The organism is Paenibacillus sp. FSL M7-1414, assembly GCF_038003195.1.
Classification (GTDB): domain Bacteria; phylum Bacillota; class Bacilli; order Paenibacillales; family Paenibacillaceae; genus Paenibacillus; species Paenibacillus amylolyticus.
Genome location: NZ_JBBOOS010000001.1, coordinates 5,459,886 through 5,479,568, shown reverse-complemented (window position 1 = coordinate 5,479,568; position 19,683 = coordinate 5,459,886). Strand labels below are relative to the sequence as shown.

Annotated in this window: 19 protein-coding genes, 1 rRNA gene and 1 other annotated feature; all 20 genes read left to right on the top strand. The window is 47.0% G+C overall.

Features of this window, described 5'->3' with window-relative positions:
* The first annotated feature begins 156 nt into the window (after positions 1–156).
* The 20 genes from mreC to MHH92_RS23880 all read left to right on the top strand — a co-directional run bounded on the left by mreC (position 157) and on the right by MHH92_RS23880 (position 19,654).
* Entirely contained in the window at positions 157–1,029 is an 873-nt protein-coding gene (gene mreC / locus MHH92_RS23975) for a rod shape-determining protein MreC (RefSeq protein WP_047841182.1), read from the top strand.
* A complete protein-coding gene (gene mreD / locus MHH92_RS23970; RefSeq protein WP_036673543.1) occupies positions 1,029–1,562 on the top strand; it encodes a rod shape-determining protein MreD in 534 nt (177 codons plus the stop codon). The genes mreC and mreD overlap by 1 nt, the downstream gene beginning before the upstream one ends.
* A gap of 74 nt (positions 1,563–1,636) precedes the next feature.
* Positions 1,637–2,299, top strand: a complete 663-nt coding sequence (minC, locus tag MHH92_RS23965) for a septum site-determining protein MinC (protein WP_017692615.1) — start codon at positions 1,637–1,639, stop codon at positions 2,297–2,299.
* A gap of 3 nt (positions 2,300–2,302) precedes the next feature.
* The gene (minD, locus tag MHH92_RS23960) at positions 2,303–3,097 is read left to right on the top strand and encodes a septum site-determining protein MinD (RefSeq protein ID WP_017692616.1); all 795 of its coding nucleotides are present in this window, start codon (positions 2,303–2,305) and stop codon (positions 3,095–3,097) included.
* 149 nt (positions 3,098–3,246) lie between these two features.
* Positions 3,247–4,095 carry a M23 family metallopeptidase gene (locus MHH92_RS23955; RefSeq protein WP_340906808.1) on the top strand — a complete coding sequence of 283 codons (849 nt, stop codon included), beginning with the start codon at positions 3,247–3,249 and terminating at the stop codon, positions 4,093–4,095.
* On the top strand, positions 4,088–4,948 hold the full coding sequence (locus MHH92_RS23950) for a M50 family metallopeptidase (RefSeq protein WP_340906807.1): 861 nt from the start codon (positions 4,088–4,090) through the stop codon (positions 4,946–4,948). The genes MHH92_RS23955 and MHH92_RS23950 overlap by 8 nt, the downstream gene beginning before the upstream one ends.
* 106 nt (positions 4,949–5,054) lie before the next feature.
* Entirely contained in the window at positions 5,055–6,305 is a 1,251-nt protein-coding gene (locus MHH92_RS23945; RefSeq protein WP_036605911.1) for an Rne/Rng family ribonuclease, read from the top strand.
* Between the two features lie 56 nt (positions 6,306–6,361).
* Positions 6,362–6,446: a sequence feature (ribosomal protein L21 leader region), on the top strand.
* A 14-nt stretch (positions 6,447–6,460) separates the two neighbouring features.
* The gene (gene rplU / locus MHH92_RS23940; RefSeq protein ID WP_017692620.1) at positions 6,461–6,772 is read left to right on the top strand and encodes a 50S ribosomal protein L21; all 312 of its coding nucleotides are present in this window, start codon (positions 6,461–6,463) and stop codon (positions 6,770–6,772) included.
* A 14-nt stretch (positions 6,773–6,786) separates the two neighbouring features.
* A complete protein-coding gene (locus MHH92_RS23935; RefSeq protein ID WP_036605912.1) occupies positions 6,787–7,116 on the top strand; it encodes a ribosomal-processing cysteine protease Prp in 330 nt (109 codons plus the stop codon).
* A 23-nt stretch (positions 7,117–7,139) separates the two neighbouring features.
* Positions 7,140–7,451 carry a 50S ribosomal protein L27 gene (gene rpmA, locus MHH92_RS23930; RefSeq protein WP_017692622.1) on the top strand — a complete coding sequence of 104 codons (312 nt, stop codon included), beginning with the start codon at positions 7,140–7,142 and terminating at the stop codon, positions 7,449–7,451.
* Between the two features lie 90 nt (positions 7,452–7,541).
* The gene (locus MHH92_RS23925; RefSeq protein WP_340906799.1) at positions 7,542–8,339 is read left to right on the top strand and encodes a Spo0B domain-containing protein; all 798 of its coding nucleotides are present in this window, start codon (positions 7,542–7,544) and stop codon (positions 8,337–8,339) included.
* 17 nt (positions 8,340–8,356) lie between these two features.
* Positions 8,357–9,667, top strand: coding sequence for a GTPase ObgE (gene obgE, locus MHH92_RS23920; RefSeq protein WP_340906798.1), 1,311 nt, complete (start codon positions 8,357–8,359; stop codon positions 9,665–9,667).
* Positions 9,668–9,896: 229 nt separating this feature from the next.
* Positions 9,897–10,334 (top strand): ACT domain-containing protein, encoded by a 438-nt coding sequence (locus tag MHH92_RS23915; protein ID WP_017692625.1) that lies wholly within the window; start codon positions 9,897–9,899, stop codon positions 10,332–10,334.
* A gap of 58 nt (positions 10,335–10,392) precedes the next feature.
* Positions 10,393–11,679, top strand: coding sequence for a homoserine dehydrogenase (locus tag MHH92_RS23910; RefSeq protein WP_017692626.1), 1,287 nt, complete (start codon positions 10,393–10,395; stop codon positions 11,677–11,679).
* Positions 11,680–11,794: 115 nt separating this feature from the next.
* On the top strand, positions 11,795–12,865 hold the full coding sequence (thrC, locus tag MHH92_RS23905) for a threonine synthase (protein WP_036673546.1): 1,071 nt from the start codon (positions 11,795–11,797) through the stop codon (positions 12,863–12,865).
* A complete protein-coding gene (gene thrB / locus MHH92_RS23900; protein ID WP_340906794.1) occupies positions 12,862–13,830 on the top strand; it encodes a homoserine kinase in 969 nt (322 codons plus the stop codon). Before thrC ends, thrB begins: the two co-directional genes overlap by 4 nt.
* Positions 13,827–14,699, top strand: a complete 873-nt coding sequence (gene pheA, locus MHH92_RS23895; protein ID WP_340906792.1) for a prephenate dehydratase — start codon at positions 13,827–13,829, stop codon at positions 14,697–14,699. Before thrB ends, pheA begins: the two co-directional genes overlap by 4 nt.
* Positions 14,700–14,847: 148 nt before the next feature.
* Entirely contained in the window at positions 14,848–15,732 is an 885-nt protein-coding gene (gene ilvE, locus MHH92_RS23890; RefSeq protein WP_017692630.1) for a branched-chain-amino-acid transaminase, read from the top strand.
* Positions 15,733–15,927: 195 nt separating this feature from the next.
* Entirely contained in the window at positions 15,928–17,556 is a 1,629-nt protein-coding gene (locus tag MHH92_RS23885; RefSeq protein ID WP_340906786.1) for a LysM peptidoglycan-binding domain-containing protein, read from the top strand.
* A 545-nt stretch (positions 17,557–18,101) separates the two neighbouring features.
* A 16S ribosomal RNA gene (locus MHH92_RS23880) occupies positions 18,102–19,654 on the top strand.
* The last annotated feature ends 29 nt before the right edge of the window (positions 19,655–19,683 follow it).

Sequence of the window (19,683 nt, the reverse complement as noted above, 5' to 3'; positions counted from 1 at the left end):
CAAGTGGCAAGATATCTTTATAGAGGACCCGGTTAACCCCGGGGATGAGCTATTACCCGCTTAACAGGGGAGGATCGGCTGATATTCTCGCAGGGACTACAGGTCTGACAGTCTCCCCGCCGGGCATGGCTCGGAAGAGAATATGGATGTTAGAGGGTGTTCGAACTGTTTAAACTGCTAGGCAACAAAAGACTTTTTGTTTTGCTGGTGGGCCTTGTTACATTTATCGCGTTAATGGGCTTTACGCTCAGTCCGCGAACCACTCTATCCTGGCCGGAGAAATTCCTGAAGGATTCAGTTGGATTTGTACAATACGTATTTTACAAGCCCGCTTCCTATGTAGCGGGCTTTTTCAAAGATGTAGCGAACATGCGTACGGTATATGAAGAGAATGAAGAGCTCCGCATCGCGATGGGTCACTACACTCGAGATCGGCTGAAATACAATGATATGGAGCAAGTGAATGAGCAGCTTCAGAAAGCGCTCAATTTCACAGAAGAACAGAAGAATCGCTATAATTACGGTTCACGAATTGCTCAGGTTATCAGTGCCAATTCGGATCCAAATAGCAGAACCATTAACATTGATATCGGTGAAAATGCGGGAATCAAGCCGGGGATGGCCGTTACCTCCCAGGAAGGGCTGGTCGGCGTGATCAGTCATGTCAGCTCATATACATCAACGGTTAATCTGTTAACGTCCATGGACGCCAATGATCCGACATCCAATGCCATTGCAGCAACGGCGGTAGGTAAAGAGAAAGTGTTTGGTATGATTGAGAGCTACGATCCGAAGACGGGCATGCTCAAGATGACCAAAATCTCGGAGGATTCAAACATCAAAAAGGGTGATGAGATCATCTCTTCGGGGATCATCAATAACTTTCCGAAGTACATGCGGATTGGTGAAGTGGAAAAGGTTGAAGTTGGGGAGTACGGTTTAACGCGAACTGCGATTATCAAACCATACGCAAGCTTCCTTGATTGGAAAGAGCTGATTGTCATTATCCCGCCTGAGGTAAAAGAATAATGGTAACACGTAAGCAAGTTTTGTTCCTGTTACTATTCCTTTTGTTCATTGCGGAAGGCACAATTTTGCCACTGCTCATCCCTTCTGGCTGGCAGATGCGTATTTCTGCCAATCTGGTCTATATCGTAATTTTGTTTATCGCTGTATATCATCATCGTCACACGGCACTAGTACTCGGTATATTTTTTGGACTATTGCATGACGTTGTATTCTACGGCGAGATGATTGGACCTTATGGATTCTCGATGGGATTATCGGCATATATGATGGGACTCATTTTTCAAGCACCTCGTGCACCCTTGCCGGTTATGGTATCGGTTGTCATTTTGGGAAGTCTGCTTAATGACACCATGCTATTTTTCCTGTACAAGCTCTTCCAACTTAACCACGTGACCTTTGACTGGGCGTTGATTGAATACATGATTCCTAATTTGTTCATTCATTTTGTGTTTGCCTTGATCATTTATGTCCCCCTTCGGAAACAACTGGAGCGGATCGGCAAGAGACGGAGCAAGACAGAAGAAGCTTCCTAAATACATTTATGGAGCGCAAAGCAGGAACTTGGGGCCCCGGGCACGAAATGTAATGAGATGGGAGGGACAGGCTTATGACGGTAAAATCGAATCACGTAACGATTAAAGGCATCCGAGACGGCCTGGTTTTCCTGTTGGACGATCAATGTGAATTCGAGGAATTGCTCTATGAGCTCCGCTATAAGCTGGAACACAGCCATCAAAATATTTTGACCGGACCGATTGTTCATGTGGATATCAAGTTGGGTGCCCGCGAAGTGACAGAGGACCAGAAAGAAGCAATCCTCGATATATTGAAGCAAAAAGGGAATTTGCTTATTCGATCCATCGACTCACCTGCACTCCAACCGGAGGTTAAAGGACCACCGCCGATTGTAACCATGTGTGGTATGGTGCGTTCAGGTCAGGTGCTTCATCATGAAGGAAATCTCCTGTTTCTTGGGGATATCAATCCGGGGGGCACAGTGACGTGTACCGGAGATATATATGTGTTGGGTTCACTCAGAGGTATGGCTCATGCCGGAATTGGCGGGGACGAGGAAGCGATTATTGCCGCTTCGGTATTTGCACCGACGCAGCTACGGATTGCGGATATCATCAGTCGTCCTCCCGATGAATGGGAGAGCCGAGAGACCGGAATGGAATTTGCTTACTTACAGGACAATCAGATGCAGATAGACAAAATGAGCAATATCGTTCGGTTACGCCGAGATTTTAATGTGTTTAAAGGAGTGTAGCTCATGGGAGAGGCGATCGTGATCACTTCGGGTAAAGGCGGCGTGGGTAAAACAACCACCTCGGCAAACATCGGGACAGCGCTGGCGCTGCTCGGCAAAAAGGTTTGTCTGGTAGATACCGATATCGGCCTTCGTAATTTGGATGTCGTGATGGGACTCGAAAACCGTATTATTTACGATCTGTGCGACGTTGCGGACGGCCGCTGCCGTCTGAATCAGGCTTTGGTCAAAGACAAGCGTTTCGAAGAATTATATATGTTGCCTGCGGCGCAGACGAGAGACAAAAACTCAGTATCGCCAGAACAGGTCAAGGATATTATCCTTGAATTGAAAAAAGATTTTGAATACGTCATTATTGATTGCCCAGCCGGCATAGAGCAGGGATTCAAAAATGCGGTAGCAGGAGCAGATCAGGCCATCGTGGTCACTACACCGGAAAATGCTGCAGTGCGTGATGCGGATCGTGTCATCGGCCTGCTGGAGAGTTCGCACATTCAATCACCAAAGCTGGTGGTGAATCGAATTCGCAATAATATGGTTAAATCGGGTGACATGTTAGATATCGATGGTATTTTACAAGTACTTAATATTGACCTGATTGGCATCGTGCCTGATGATGAACTGGTCATCAAAGCGGCCAATTCAGGAGAACCTACGGTCATGAATCCGGATTCACTTGCGGCGATTGCGTACCGCAACATTGCACGACGCATTCTGGGAGATACGGTTCCATTGATGCAGCTGGAGCAGAAAAAGGGCGCTTTTACTCGTTTCAAAAAGTTCTTGGGAATGGGTTAACTCATTTAAATGGACTTATTCATTATCTGATTACATGACAGCCGTGGCTTATAGCCCGGCTTTTTTTGTTACCTGCGGGCAGGCTTGTTCATATTATCAACCGCCTCTTCATAGGATGTAGTAAACAAGCCTCGGCGGGAGGACATTCCATGAACACGAAACTCAGAATCAAGCAGAGACGAGAAGAACGCATTCGGCGACTGATGGATGGTGCCACTGTGGAGGTCTTACAGGAGCAGAAATTAGGTTCACTGTTGGACAAGAATGAGATCATACACCCAAAACCATTTACGCCTAATGAGGGGACACAGGAAAGAGATCCGGAATGGTTGTGGAAAAAAGAGAATGGTCATTTCGTTCCAGGGGGGCATTCGAGATTTAACCTGTTCAAGTCACTTCTCAAACGGACGGTTATTAGCGCTTTGATATTTGGCGGAGTATGGGGTCTATTTCAGTTGGATACATCGTGGACGACATCACCCAAAACAGTAATTGCGGAAGCACTCCATCGAGATATGGATTTTGCCTCAGCAGCGGCTTGGTATGAACGGCATTTTGGAGGAACGCCTTCGTTTCTTCCGGTCCTCGGACATACGACGGATGCTGTCAATGGTTCAGGCATTCGGCAGTTACTGGGCAAACCGATCTCAGGCACAGTGGTTCAGCCATTTGCGCTGAGCATGAAGGGAATTGAGATCGTTCCGGATGCCGCAGGTGCAGAACTTATACAGGTCGCAAGTTCTGATGCTGGGCGTGTCATGGAGGTTATCGGAGATGCAGCAAGTGGATTCACAGTTGTCATCCAACATACAGGCAATGTCACGGCAATATACGGTCGGTTGAACGAAAGTGAAGTGAGCGTGAATGATTGGGTGGAAGCGGGGAATCCAGTGGGGAGTCTCAAGGCTACGGGTGGTGAACAACCGGCCACGCTCTATTTTGCAGTCAAAGAGGGGGAGGAGTACGTAGACCCGGCGGAAGTTGTTGCGCTTGATTAGGGTGTGGGGAGTCCGTATTACGTTTCATCCGTTTTTTGTAATTATCATGATGGCCTCCCTTCTGACTGGACATTTTATTGAACTTATTACGTTGTTTGCTATCGTATTCATTCATGAATGTGGACATGCTGCGGCGGCGGCACTTCTGGGCTATCGTGTCTTGTCGATCCAGATGCTTCCTTTTGGAGGAGTAGCGGTTATCGAAGATGGAGGTACGATCACGGCCTACCGGGAAATCATGATTGCTCTGGCTGGTCCATTACAAAACATCCTGATGGTTGGCGTGGTTATGCTGTTGCAGTATGGCAATCTGGGCGATCCGGTATTTCTCAATTATATCATTCAGGGGAACCTGCTCATTGCTCTCTTTAATCTGCTGCCTGTACTTCCTCTGGACGGAGGTAAAATTGTTCAGGCGCTTGTCAGTCTGTGGGCACCCTACTATACAACATTAATGTGGACTTACAGAATTAGCATTCTGTGTAGCGCAGGGGTTATTTTATATGCTATCAGCCGATGGTTTACTGGAGACTACGGCCTACCGCTCAACATTCTGTTAATCGGCCTTTTTTTGTTCTATTCGAACGTAACGGATTACCGAAATGTGCCCTATCGCTTCATCCGTTTTCTCATGAATCGGGAAGGCGCGTTTACTCGTCACGCGGCTACTGGCAGTTTGGCGCAGCCAATAATCTCATTTCCGGCGAAACCTTTGGACACTATTTTGCGTCTATTAAAGAGAGAAAGATACCATATGGTATACGTGATGAACAGACAGGGGCGAATTATGGCCGTCTTGCCTGAGCAACGGATAATCGGTTCCTATTTTCAACAAAATGGTGATAAATTGTAGTGTTCTGGTGGACCTGTTCTGAAATGGGTTAATATATGTACAATGAGAATTGAAAAGATACTGAAATGGATGTGGATGATTTGAATTGTCTTCTAGAGGTGAAGCCATGAAACAAATGATAGTACATAATGAACATAACCTCATGCAAATGGCGCTTCTGGAAGAAGGCAAAGCTGTGGAATTTACGGCAGAGCGTACACGTGATCGTGGACTGCTGGGTTCCTTTTTCAAGGGACGGGTCGTGAATGTGTTACCAGGTATGCAAGCTGCTTTTGTGGATATTGGTCAGAAAAAGAATGCGTTTCTCTATGTGGACGATGTGTTGCATCCCCATCTGGAGAAACAGCCCAAGGTGAAGCCTTCCATCTCGGAGTTGCTTCGTCCGGGTCAGGAAGTCATTGTTCAGGTTCTGAAAGAACCGGTAGGAGGCAAGGGAGCCCGGGTGACGACTCATTATTCACTCCCGGGCCGTTGGCTTGTCTACATGCCTGTTGCTGACTATGTAGCGGTATCCAAGAAAATTGCCCGTGAAGGGGATCGTTCCCGTCTTAAGGCACTTGGGGAGCAACTGAGGCGGGATGAAGAAGGACTTATTATTCGGACCGTATCTGGAGAAGAGCAGCATGAAGCCATTAAGTCGGACTTGGAAACATTACGCGCGCAGTGGTATCTGATTCGTGAAAAAGCGGACAGTTTGCCTTCACCAAGCCTCTTGCATAGGGATCATAGCATGGTACAGCGAATCATCAGAGATGTGTATACGCCAGGGAGTGACGAAGTCATCACTGATAGTGAAGGACAAGCCCGTGAGGTAAAAGCATTGCTCGAAGAGATTAGTCCTGGTCATCAACCCAAAGTACAGGTGTATCGGGGAACAGAATCCATCTTTGCTGCCTATGGTGTGCAGGAACAGTTGAATAAGGATTTTGCTCGGAAAGTGTGGTTGCCCGGAGGCGGATACATTGTTATTGATCATACCGAAGCTCTGACTGTAGTGGATGTGAACACGGGTAAATATACGGGAGCTGGCGGTGACAGTCTGGAAGAGACCGTGACAGAGACCAACATACAGGCAGCAGTGGAGATTGCCCGTCTAATGCGCCTGAGGGATATCGGTGGCATGATTATTGTCGACTTCATTGATATGGAGGAAGCTTCGAATCGGCATGAAGTCGCAGCAACCTTGGAGGGTGAGCTCAAGAAGGATCGGACCAAAGCGTTTGTAATGGGTTGGACCAAACTGGGTTTGCTCGAACTTACCCGTAAGAAAGTGCGGGAAGAAAGTACGTTGCCCTATGTGGAGCCGTGTTCTTCCTGCCATGGAACGGGAAAAAGATATATTTCACCATTGCATTGATTTTTGATATATTGCGTGATATAATCTTCAAGTATGTGTTTAGCCTAATGGTCTTGCACATGCTGTAACCGCACTGGCCGGGTATAAGAACAGTTCCGCAAGGACACTGTCACCTGAGAACGGGCGAGTCTGAGACATGAGGAGGTGCAAGGCAAATGTACGCAATTATTGAAACAGGCGGCAAACAGTACAAAGTCCAAGAGGGCGATGTTCTGTTCATCGAGAAATTGACTGCGAACGATGGCGAAAGCGTAACGTTCGACCGTGTCCTGGCTGTATCTAACGATCAAGGTTTGACAGCAGGTACACCATTGATTTCTGGAGCTACTGTAACGGCTAAAGTGGAGAAACATGGCAAAGGACAAAAGGTTATCGTATACAAATACAAACCTAAAAAGAACTACCATGTGAAGCAAGGTCACCGTCAACCGTACACTAAAGTAACTATCGAAACAATCAAAGCGTAAAGAAGGTGCGATAAGTGATTATCGTTCAAATCTTTCGTGATGAGGACGGGAACATCGAACGTTTTTCCATTGAAGGGCATGCTAATTTTGCCAAGCGGGGAGAAGACATCGTATGTGCCGGGGTATCCGCTGTTACAGTGGGTACGGTGAACTCGATTGAAACATTGACCGGTGTCGAAATGGATGCCAAGATGAAGAATGGCTTTTTAAGTGGTTCTTTACCTTTGTTAGAGAGAGGGGAAACTTGGTCCCAGGTACAATTGTTACTCGAATCCATGGTGGTTATGCTCTCTAATATTGCAGAGTCATACGGGAAGTATATTAAAATACAGCAATTCAAATAAGCAAAGAAGGAGGACAACCAATCATGTTGAAATTAAATCTTCAGTTATTCGCATCGAAAAAAGGTGTAGGTTCCACGAAGAACGGACGTGACAGTAATGCTCAACGTCTGGGTGTTAAACGTGCTGATGGTCAAACTGTAACTGGTGGTAGCATTCTCGTTCGCCAACGCGGAACGAAAATTCACCCAGGAACTAACGTTGGCATCGGTAAAGATGACACTTTGTTCGCGAAAATCGACGGCGTTGTAAAATTCGAACGTTGGGGACGCGATCGCAAAAAAGTAAGCATCTATCCTGTTAATGTTGCTCCTGTAGCAGCTGCAGTAGAAGCGTAATATCGGCATTCCGCCTAAGGAGCCTTCGGCATTTTTGCCGAAGGTTTTTTGTATTCAACGGTTATTCGATAATGAACTGGCAGAAAAGACATGTTATACTTGGTTACGGTGGGTGTAGACCAACCGAGTTTTGTAGAACGGGGAGAAGCCATGAAATCTTGGAAAAGAGTGCCGTGGATTGCGGCATGTTCACTTCTGATTCCTTTGGTTTTCGTTATGTTGTATCCGGCGATGATCTCAAACGTCGTGTGCGCATTGTGGTCCGTCGCAGTATTGCTCATTTCTGTGAATGCGATGAAGAAACAGGCGGAGGCGGAACGCAGAGCCATCATACAATCCATGGAAAAAACAGCAATTGCTTCATTAAATCATCATCGACACGACTGGATGAACGACCTTCAGGTGTTATATGGATATCTTCGGCTGGGCAAACTTGATAAATCCTTGCAATGTGTGGAAAGAATAAAAGAGCGGGTTACAGAAGAAAGCCGAATCTCCAGATTAGGTATTCCTTCCCTCGTATTTTATCTTCAGTCTTTTCGTGCCAGTGGAATTGCGCTGGACTTGCATGTGGAAATAGAAGATGAGTTGCAGCTTAGTGCTCTGGTCTCTCCCGAGGATGGCGAGTCACTTACCGGGGCGATTGCTGATGCAATCAGGGCCTATCAATATGGCGGCGGCCGGTCTTCTTGGGGAGAGGTTCGCAAACTGACCTTAAACTTCGGACAGGATCATGGAGATGTGGTTGTCCGACTGGATGGGGATCAAACACCCGATCCGGAAACACTGCGGCAGCTTACTGCCGTACTCAAAGGAAAAAAAGTCAGAACGGAGCAGTTTCCGTCTGAGGATACGTTTATACAATTCAGAATGCCGTGTGGAATATAGGAAGAAGGGGTTAACCAATGTTTGTAGATAAAGCGAAGATTTATGTAAAAGCCGGAGATGGAGGGGACGGAATTATTTCGTTCCGTCGTGAGAAGTATGTACCAAACGGCGGACCTGCCGGGGGCGATGGAGGCAGAGGAGCTGACATCATTTTCCGCGTGGATGAAGGTTTGCGGACGTTGATGGATTTTCGTTACCAGCGTCACTTTAAGGCCCCACGTGGTGAGAAGGGACGTAACAAAAGTCAGCATGGTGCAAACGCGGAGAACATGATTGTGCGCATTCCACCAGGAACTATCATCTTGGATGAAGACAGTGGAGAAGTACTGGCGGATATGACACGTCACGGTCAACAGGTTGTTATTGCTCGTGGTGGTCGGGGCGGACGAGGTAACATCCGATTTGCTACACCGAACAATCCTGCACCTGAACTTGCTGAGAACGGTGAAGAAGGACAAGAGCGTTACATCGTACTCGAACTGAAAGTTATGGCAGATGTTGGTCTGGTTGGTTTCCCGAGTGTCGGGAAATCCACATTGCTTTCTGTCGTTTCGTCAGCCAAGCCAAAGATCGGGGCATACCATTTCACAACCATTACACCGAATCTGGGTGTAGTCGGTGTAGGAGAAGGCCGAAGCTTTGTCATGGCCGATTTGCCTGGACTGATTGAAGGTGCGCATGAAGGGGTCGGACTGGGACATGAGTTCCTGCGTCATGTCGAGCGTACTCGGATTATTGTTCATGTCGTAGATATGTCGGGTTCTGAAGGACGCGATCCTTTTGAAGACTGGCAGAAAATCAATGACGAATTGAAGTTGTACAATCCGCTTCTCGCCGAGAGAACGCAAGTTGTAGCAGCTAACAAGATGGATATGCCAGACTCTGAAGCGAACCTGGAGCAATTTTTACAGCAAGTTCGTGAAGTGCAACCTGATATTGAAGTGATGCCAATTTCATCCTTGACTCGTAAAGGGATTCAAGAACTTCTGTATCGTGCAGCTGATCTGCTGGATCAGGCTCCAGACGAGCGAGTGGTTGAAGAGGTAGTAGATGTATCTGAACGTAAAGTATATAGTCTGGACAAAAAAGAAGACGATGGTTTCAAAATTGTGCGTGAGAATGAAATGTTCGTTGTCGAAAGTGCCAAGATTGACCGCATGATGAAACGGATGCAACTGAACTCGCACGAGGCTATACTGAAACTCGCACGTACACTGCGTTATATGGGTGTGGATGCTGAGTTGCGTAAGCGCGGAGCTGTAGAAGGCACCATAGTTCGTATTGGAGACTTTGAATTCGAATTCGTGGAAGGCAGCAGTTACTACTAAGTAGTCGTCTTCCGTGGAGAGAGAGATCTATATAGGAACGCAGAGAAGTGGGAAGCTGACCCGCAACTCTGCGTTTTTTTTGTTTTTTCCTGACATGGGAGAGGGATAAACTTGTATACTGTGAGGAACGTATTTCAAAAAATAGGCGTGTCATGTATTGCCCTTTTGTCATAGATCCTATATAATGTCCACTATATGAATACATGAGTCTTTGAGGAGAGGACGTTCTGTGAACGAACGCTATTACTTAGTACGGGAAGATATTTTACCAGAGGCAGTGGTGAAGACCATGCAGGTAAAAGAACTACTGGCTTCTGGTGATGTTAAAACAGTGCATGAGGCGGTTGAACAGGTCGGATTAAGCCGGAGTGCCTTTTACAAGTACAAGGATGGGATTCATCTGATCAACCAGCTTGAGCGCGAGAGAATTGTAACGATCTCCATTGATCTAGAGCATCAGTCGGGTATCTTGTCTCGTGTGCTTGGACATGTAGCTGGTTATGGAGCTAATGTACTCACGATTAATCAGAGTATCCCGCTTCAAGGAAGAGCCAATGTTGTCATTTCGGTGGAAACAACACATCTTCATGGCGAAATCGGTGAAATGCTGGATCGAATGCAAGATATGCCTGGAGTAAGACGTACACGTATTGTAGGCCAAGGGTAATTAGGCTTTAACATACAGGACTGACGGACAAGAATAGACATTAGGGGGTAGATCGTTAGTGAAACCGGTAAAAGTCGGATTGTTGGGTCTGGGAACTGTCGGAACGGGAGTCGTTCGCATTGTGGAAGGGAATCAGGAGGATCTGAGCAGTCAGGTTGGATCGCCGATTGTCATCGAGAAGATCGCAGTGAAAAATACAGAGAAAGAACGTGTTATTGCTGTAGACCGTGCCAAGCTTACGGAAGATCCTTGGGAAGTCATTCGTCATCCGGATATTGATGTTATCGTTGAAGTCATGGGCGGCATTGATCAGACGAAGGAGTATATTCTTGAAGCGTTGGAACGTGGGAAACATATCGTAACAGCAAACAAAGATCTCATGGCACTGCATGGTACAGAGATTTTGGCGAAGGCACAGGAAAAACAATGTGACGTGTTCTATGAGGCGAGTGTTGCTGGAGGGATTCCGATCATTCGTACGCTGATTGAAGGTTTCTCTTCTGATCGGATTACCCGCATTATGGGGATTGTGAACGGAACAACGAACTTTATTCTGACCAAAATGAGTCAGGAAGGTGCATCCTATGAAGAAGTACTGGCTGAAGCACAGGCTCTGGGATACGCCGAATCCGATCCAACTTCCGATGTGGAGGGACTTGACGCAGCTCGCAAAATGGCGATCTTGAGTACACTCGGTTTCCGCACCAATGTGGAGTTGAAGGATGTAACCGTTAAAGGGATATCCTCCGTAACTCGTGAAGACATTATGTATGCCAAAAGATTGGGCTATGAGATGAAGTTACTTGGTATTGCGGACCGTATTGGCGATGAGATCACGATCAGCGTTCAGCCGACAATGGTTAGACAGAATCACCCGATTGCTTCAGTCAACGGTGTGTTCAACGCAGTATATGTACACGGTGAAGCTGTAGGGGAGACGATGTTCTACGGTGCGGGTGCGGGAGAACTCCCAACGGCAACTTCGGTTGTAGCTGACATTGTGGCGGTTACCAAAAACCTTAAACTTGGCGTGAATGGTCTCAAAGCAATTGTGCCTTATAAGATTAAGCGACTACAAAGCGACGAGCAGATCGTGTCGAAAAACTTTATTTTACTACACGTAGACGACAAGGCCGGTGTATTGGCACAAATCACACAAATTTTCGCAGAATATGATGTCAGTCTGGCGTCGGTTGTTCAACAGCCGAATGAGCACAACCCGGATGCCGAGATCATTATCGTTACACATAATGCAAGTAAGGCAAGCATGGATAAAGTGTTAAAACATTTTGAATCACTCAGCGTCATTCGCCGCATTAAGAGTGTCTACCGGGTCGAAGGATAATTGTCCTTATCCCATACGGCATCTCAATTATTTCAGTTATAACGTACAAGTTAATCATATCCGGTTCAACAGGTCATCATTTCAGATTATTAAAACATAAAGGAGTTTACCCACAATGAGATATCAAGGACTTTTGCAAACGTACAGAGAGCACCTTCCAGTTAATGAAAATACACCCCTGCTTACGCTTCAGGAAGGAAATACACCGTTGATTCATGCAGAGAATCTGTCTGAGGAACTCGGTTTGAATGTTTATTTCAAGTATGAAGGTTTGAACCCTACGGGATCTTTCAAAGACCGCGGTATGGTTATGGCTGTTGCCAAAGCGATGGAAGAGGGCAGCCGTACGATCATGTGTGCATCCACAGGTAATACGTCAGCAGCTGCAGCGGCCTATGCCGCACGTGGTGGCCTCAATTGTATCGTACTGATCCCGAATAACAACATTGCACTGGGTAAACTGGCCCAAGCCATGATCTATGGAGCTAAGGTGATTGCGATCAATGGTAACTTTGACCGTGCACTGGAGATTGTGCGTGAGATCACAGCCAAACATCCGATCACGCTTGTAAACTCTGTGAATCCGTTCCGGATTGAAGGACAGAAGACAGCGGCGTTTGAAGTAATTGAACAACTTGGCGAAGCGCCTGACGTTCTGGCTATTCCAGTCGGTAATGCGGGAAATATCTCGGCTTATTGGAAAGGTTTCAAAGAATATAAAGAGGCAGGCAAGTCCAGCACGCTTCCACGTATGGTTGGTTTCGAAGCTGAAGGTGCGATGGCCATTGTCAAAGGTGAGCCGATCCTTGAACCTGAAACGGTAGCAACAGCAATTCGAATCGGTAATCCTGCGAGCTGGAAAACGGCGGTAGCTGCAGCTGAGGAATCTGGTGGACAGATCAATTATGTAACGGATGAACAAATCCTGACAGCGTATCGTACACTTGCTTCTCGGGAAGGGATTTTTGCTGAACCTGCTTCTGCGGCTTCCCTTGCCGGTGTATACAAACTGAAGAGTGAAGGGTACTTTAAAGGCGGAGAGACTGTAGTTTGTGTACTGACAGGTAATGGCCTGAAAGATCCTAATATTGCGATCAAAACAGTAGCGACTGAGCCACTTGTTGTTGAAGATACCGAAGAAGCGGTAATGGCAGCTATTGCACAACTGGAGCAGCAATCTGTATGAGTTTGCGTGAAAAGGTAACCGTAAAAATACCTGCAAGCACAGCCAATCTCGGTCCGGGGTTTGATACCCTGGGCATGGCATTGTCTTTGTATGCCTGGTTGGAAATGAAACCTGCCGAGCAGACGTCATTTCATCTTCACGGCAATCATTTGACAGGTCTGCCAACAGATAAATCGAATTTGATTTACGAAGTTGCACAGATGGTATTCAATAAAGCTGGGGTATCCATCCCTGAATTGGAGATTTCCATGTATTCCGATATTCCGCTTACGCGGGGACTTGGGAGCAGTGCATCAGCCATCGTTGGTGCATTGGCAGCAGCGAATGCATTAATTGGTGCTCCTTTATCTGATGCCAAGCTTCTGGATATGGCCACATCCCTCGAGAAGCATCCTGATAATGTGGGAGCATCTCTGTATGGCGGTATTATTACGGCTGCATGGAATGGTCAACAGGTAGATCATATACGTATTGAACCACACCAGGATCTGCAGGCTTTGGTTATTGTACCTGAATTCCAGCTGTCTACTTCAAAAGCAAGGAATGTAATTCCAGAGCAATTTGGCATGTCTGATGTGGTGCATAACATTAGCAGATCTTCACTGCTCGTTGCCGCTTTGGCGAGTGGACGACTGGATATGATTCAGAAGGCGATGTCAGATCGAATTCACCAACCATATCGGGCATTATTGGTGCCAGGCATGGCTGAGATATTGGAACATGCTGTTGATCATGGAGCGTTGGGAGCTGCCTTGAGCGGAGCTGGCCCGACCGTATTGACTTTGGTAGATCGTCATGACACCCGGAAAGCGGGATTGGAACAATATTTGCTGGACACTATGGAGCGGGAGGGCATATCTGCTTCTGCACTGTGGCTCGATCCGGATTTGGACGGTGTAACCGTGCTGCCTGATCAAGACGAACGTCCTTTTCTGGACAGAATCAAAGGGGAAGTTAATGCATGAAACGAATTGCAGTATTACCTGAAGGCTCAGTCTCTCATGAGGCAATTGATTTCCTTTTCAACGGGGAACCATTAGATTTGCTTCATTCCAAGCTGATTTCGGATGTGTTTAGAGCAACGGATAGCGGGAATGCACAATACAGTGTCATTCCGATTGAAAATACCATTGAGGGTTCCGTTAGTCTTCATATGGACTGGCTTGTAAATGAAGTGGATATTCCAATGCAAGCGGAGTGGGTATACCCATCCATCCAGAATGTGATTGGACATGGTTCGGAATTTAAGACAGAGAGTGGCGATTATGACTTTGGTAGAATCACCAAGATTATGTCTCACCCTGTGGCTATTCCGCAGTGTCAGAATTTTATTCAGTTGCATTCACCCGGGGCGGATCTTGAAGGTGTGAACAGTACAGCCGAAGCTGTAGAAATTGTGAAAAAAAATCCGGGTAAGGGCTGGGTGGCGATCGGTACAAAGCTTGCTGCTCAGAAGCATGGTCTGGACATTATGGCTGAGCGGGTTACAGATCATGACAACAACTACACTCGTTTTGTGCTCATCGGCCATGAACCTGTAAACATTCCACGTGAACCGGATCATGTAAAAACCAGCTTGCTGGTGACGTTGCCAGAAGATGCACCGGGTGCGTTGCATCAGGTATTGTCAGCTTTTGCATGGCGGAAGCTGAACTTGACCCGTCTCGAATCTCGTCCAACGAAGAAACGATTGGGCAGTTACTATTTTTACATTGATGTTGTGGAAACGGTCGATTCGGTATTGCTTACCGCAGCCATGGCAGAGATTGAAGCATTGAATTGTCAGGTGCGTGTTCTGGGTAGCTATCCTTGTTATACATATCCTTCGAGATAATTGACCTGATGGTGTTTGGGAATGTTAGAAGGTTGTCATAAGTCGGGGTAGAATGAGCGAGTAATGGCTTGTCATTTGGTGTACAATGGACGGGTTAATAACGTTTCGGAGTACAGGGAATGGATATTTTATGGAGGTGCAGTCATCAGTGGCAGAACAATGGATCTATTTGGATGGTCAGTATGTGACCAAGGAGAACGCAACCGTTTCGGTGTATGATCATGGATTTTTGTATGGAGACGGGATTTTCGAAGGTATTCGGATCTATAACGGAAATATTTTCAGATGTAAGGCCCACTTGGATCGTTTGTATGATTCGGCAAAATCCATTAGTTTGAACATTCCGCTGTCCATTGATGAGATGCTGGAAGTCATGGCTGAAACGGTACGCCGCAATGATATGCGTAATGGTTATATTCGTCTTATTGTATCGCGTGGCCCTGGTAATCTGGGGTTGGACCCGTTACGTTGCCCTAAGGCATCCGTAATCATCATCGTGGAGCAATTGGCGATCTATCCGGAGGAAGCTTATCTTACTGGATTGAAAGCAGTTTCTGTATCCCAACGCCGGAACATTCCGGACGCATTGAATCCGAAAATTAAATCGTTAAACTATCTGAATAACATCCTGGTTAAAATCCAGTCTAACTATTCAGGTGCCGGTGAAGCGATTATGCTGAACTCCCAAGGTTACGTAACTGAGGGTTCAAGTGATAACATCTTCATCATCAAAAATGGTGTAGTGTACACGCCGCCTTGTTATCTCGGAGCACTTGAAGGGATTACACGTCAAGCGATTATCGATCTATGCGGCGAACTGGAGCTTGAGTTAAAAGAAGTGCCATTCACCCTGCATGATGTGTATATCGCAGACGAAGTCTTTTTCACCGGGACAGCTGCAGAAGTTATCGCTGCATATGAAGTGGATGGAAGAACAATTGGCACGGGGGTAGCAGGTCCGGTAACGCTGAGACTGCTGGAAGCATTCCGTCAGATTGTTGACAAAGATGGATATAAAGTGTGGGAATCTTAAGTTAGAATTGCATAACATAGGGAACAGGAATCCTCCTTGTCCGATAAAATTTTGCATACCTGGCGTATGGGGATTTTAGAGACAGGAGGATTTTTTTTGTTTAGTTGATGTCATTAGCCCGGTTTCTGCATAGGATGTAGTAACGGTATGGGCGAATGTACTGCCCAAGTATGACGTCTAGGAGGTTAGTTCCCTGTGAAAATACACATGGTGAAAAAAGGCGACACATTATATCTGCTGTCCCAAAAATACAATGTAGCGCTGGACAAATTGATCGCGGCTAATCCGCAAATCACAAATCCCGACAAGTTGGATATTGGTATGAAGGTCAAAATCCCTGCAGAGCCAGTAACACCGAAGCCGGAGGGTGTGCTCCACAGTCACAAGGTGCAGCAAGGAGATTCGTTATGGAAGTTGGCACAAGCCTGGGGAGTTCCTTTAAAAGATATGGTCAATGCCAATCCACAGTTGAAAAATCCGAACGCTCTGCTGGTGGGGGAGACAGTTTATATTCCATCTATGCACGCACAAGGAAACAGCACATCTAATTCGGGTGCCGGCAACATTGCTGCTCAAGAAAAGTTGTCACCTGAAGGTAAGGAATATACGGGAGTCAAAGAGCAGGAACCACCGGCTCCAGTAGCGCCAACTCCCCCTGCTCCGGTAGCAGAGGTTCCTGTTCCGGTCCAAGTGCCTGCTCCACCACCAGCCAATACGGAGAAGCCGAATGTGAAGCCTGAACTGGAGGTACTGCCGCAGTTACCGGAGCTTCCTGAAGTGAAACCTGAAAAGGAAACGCACAAAAAAGAAGAGGTTAAACCCGAAGTTTATGTAAAACCGGTAGCAGAATCCAAGAAATACACAATGCCTAATCTTTCGCCTGAAATTATGCCTTTGCCTGTAATGCCTAATACAAAGTCTCCAACTGAGGTTGCACCAGCAACGAAAAAACCTTGTGGTTGTGGTAATAAGTTGCATCATGCGCCAGCCGAGCACCCTTATGTTCAAATCCCGGTTCCTGTACAAGAGGTGTATGGTGCTCAGCAAGACATGTACACGGCTGGAGCGAGTAACAATGCGGCGTTTCCAGGGATTCTGGAAGTTAGTCCTTATAGTGGCAGTGATCTGCCTAACAGTCCGTGGACTGGCGCGGAGCAGGGTTATAACCACAATAACGTTATGCCGAATCTGTCCGCAGAAATGCAAAACAACTCATTTCCGATTGCTCCAGCTGGCGAAGTGAATAGTCCATTCCCAACGTATGTAGCACCTAGTCATATGAATCATCAGCCGCCTTTCATATCTCCATACTCAATGCTTCCGTACCCTCCATGCGGATGTGGCTCACATACACATATGCCTCAGTATACTTATCCTTCTCATGGTTATCAGGATCCGGCATGGAATATGTACGGTCCTTCGTACGGTATGCCGCCTGAAATGTCCACATCAACGATGCCAAACCAGCCTATTGAGTATGCTTATCAGAATCCGTACCCTACTCAGAACATGGTTCCGCCGTCCCCGCTTGGAGCATTTGGTGAAATGTATCCTCCTCAAGGGCAAGGGAAGGGTGGTAAAAAAGGGGGGCGTGAAGACGCTAACCTAAGTCAGGTAGCAATTGAAGAGGTTGGATCAGATTCGGAAGGGAAGTCCAAGCAAGCAGGGAGTAAGCCGGCCGCTGCAAAACGCAGAACAAGCAAGGCTCCTCTGAAGAATAAATCCAAGGTATCCGTGTCCGGGAAAACATCCAGAGAGGGTGCAGCTACTTCCGGCCAAAGGAAATCCGATAAAAAGCGTCGTAATCCATGGATACAGAACTAACCTGGAAATTGCGATTGATGAATAAGTGAGGTACCTGTTATACAAGCGGGAAGCCTGCTCTGTAATAGAGAGCTGGCTTCCCGCTTACCTGAGTGAACATTGAGGTACGCATAACGGAGATATAGTTGCTCAGGAAATGATAAAAAGCATTTTATTAAGAAGTTATTGTAAACCCTTTCATCAATGTGTTAAAATATTTGTACCTATTAGCATGACCTAATATGAAAGGACAAGATAGGGTACGGATATGATAGCTTTAGCTAATGTAAAACTACTAAAGAAAAGAAATGAAAAAAACTGTTGCATTACATTCAGCCGTATGATATATTATTTAAGTCGCCGCTGAAACACAGTGCTGACACGAGAAACACAAGAGATAATGAAATAAGTTTGATCTTTGAAAACTGAACAACGAGTGAGTAAACATTCTGCTTGCAGAATGAACGCGAAAGTTTGAGACAAGCCTTGGCTTGAATCGACTGGAGCACAAATGAGATTTTTAATCTCGTCAGATTCAAAATGAGCTTATCGCTCTTTTCAATACTTTATTGGAGAGTTTGATCCTGGCTCAGGACGAACGCTGGCGGCATGCCTAATACATGCAAGTCGAGCGGAGTTGATAGGAAGCTTGCTTTCTTGATACTTAGCGGCGGACGGGTGAGTAACACGTAGGCAACCTGCCCTCAAGTTTGGGACAACTACCGGAAACGGTAGCTAATACCGAATAATTGTTTTTTTCGCCTGAAGAGAACTGGAAAGACGGAGCAATCTGTCACTTGGGGATGGGCCTGCGGCGCATTAGCTAGTTGGTGAGGTAACGGCTCACCAAGGCGACGATGCGTAGCCGACCTGAGAGGGTGATCGGCCACACTGGGACTGAGACACGGCCCAGACTCCTACGGGAGGCAGCAGTAGGGAATCTTCCGCAATGGGCGAAAGCCTGACGGAGCAATGCCGCGTGAGTGATGAAGGTTTTCGGATCGTAAAGCTCTGTTGCCAGGGAAGAACGCTTGGGAGAGTAACTGCTCTCAAGGTGACGGTACCTGAGAAGAAAGCCCCGGCTAACTACGTGCCAGCAGCCGCGGTAATACGTAGGGGGCAAGCGTTGTCCGGAATTATTGGGCGTAAAGCGCGCGCAGGCGGTCATTTAAGTCTGGTGTTTAATCCCGGGGCTCAACCCCGGATCGCACTGGAAACTGGGTGACTTGAGTGCAGAAGAGGAGAGTGGAATTCCACGTGTAGCGGTGAAATGCGTAGATATGTGGAGGAACACCAGTGGCGAAGGCGACTCTCTGGGCTGTAACTGACGCTGAGGCGCGAAAGCGTGGGGAGCAAACAGGATTAGATACCCTGGTAGTCCACGCCGTAAACGATGAGTGCTAGGTGTTAGGGGTTTCGATACCCTTGGTGCCGAAGTTAACACATTAAGCACTCCGCCTGGGGAGTACGGTCGCAAGACTGAAACTCAAAGGAATTGACGGGGACCCGCACAAGCAGTGGAGTATGTGGTTTAATTCGAAGCAACGCGAAGAACCTTACCAGGTCTTGACATCCCTCTGATCGATGCAGAGATGTATCTTTCCTTCGGGACAGAGGAGACAGGTGGTGCATGGTTGTCGTCAGCTCGTGTCGTGAGATGTTGGGTTAAGTCCCGCAACGAGCGCAACCCTTATATTTAGTTGCCAGCACTTCGGGTGGGCACTCTAGATAGACTGCCGGTGACAAACCGGAGGAAGGTGGGGATGACGTCAAATCATCATGCCCCTTATGACCTGGGCTACACACGTACTACAATGGCCGGTACAACGGGCTGCGAAATCGCGAGATGGAGCCAATCCCAACAAAGCCGGTCTCAGTTCGGATTGCAGGCTGCAACTCGCCTGCATGAAGTCGGAATTGCTAGTAATCGCGGATCAGCATGCCGCGGTGAATACGTTCCCGGGTCTTGTACACACCGCCCGTCACACCACGAGAGTTTATAACACCCGAAGTCGGTGGGGTAACCGCAAGGAGCCAGCCGCCGAAGGTGGGATAGATGATTGGGGTGAAGTCGTAACAAGGTAGCCGTATCGGAAGGTGCGGCTGGATCACCTCCTTTCTATGGAGAATCGTTTCCTGCAACGGAAA

Coding starts and splice junctions, on each gene's coding strand:
- MHH92_RS23955 (WP_340906808.1), top strand. CDS start 3,247: ATGAACACGAAACTCAGAATCAAGCAGAGACGAGAAGAACGCATTCGG.
- thrB (WP_340906794.1), top strand. CDS start 12,862: ATGAGTTTGCGTGAAAAGGTAACCGTAAAAATACCTGCAAGCACAGCC.
- rpmA (WP_017692622.1), top strand. CDS start 7,140: ATGTTGAAATTAAATCTTCAGTTATTCGCATCGAAAAAAGGTGTAGGT.
- thrC (WP_036673546.1), top strand. CDS start 11,795: ATGAGATATCAAGGACTTTTGCAAACGTACAGAGAGCACCTTCCAGTT.
- minD (WP_017692616.1), top strand. CDS start 2,303: ATGGGAGAGGCGATCGTGATCACTTCGGGTAAAGGCGGCGTGGGTAAA.
- obgE (WP_340906798.1), top strand. CDS start 8,357: ATGTTTGTAGATAAAGCGAAGATTTATGTAAAAGCCGGAGATGGAGGG.
- pheA (WP_340906792.1), top strand. CDS start 13,827: ATGAAACGAATTGCAGTATTACCTGAAGGCTCAGTCTCTCATGAGGCA.
- rplU (WP_017692620.1), top strand. CDS start 6,461: ATGTACGCAATTATTGAAACAGGCGGCAAACAGTACAAAGTCCAAGAG.
- mreD (WP_036673543.1), top strand. CDS start 1,029: ATGGTAACACGTAAGCAAGTTTTGTTCCTGTTACTATTCCTTTTGTTC.
- MHH92_RS23945 (WP_036605911.1), top strand. CDS start 5,055: ATGAAACAAATGATAGTACATAATGAACATAACCTCATGCAAATGGCG.
- MHH92_RS23925 (WP_340906799.1), top strand. CDS start 7,542: ATGTTATACTTGGTTACGGTGGGTGTAGACCAACCGAGTTTTGTAGAA.
- minC (WP_017692615.1), top strand. CDS start 1,637: ATGACGGTAAAATCGAATCACGTAACGATTAAAGGCATCCGAGACGGC.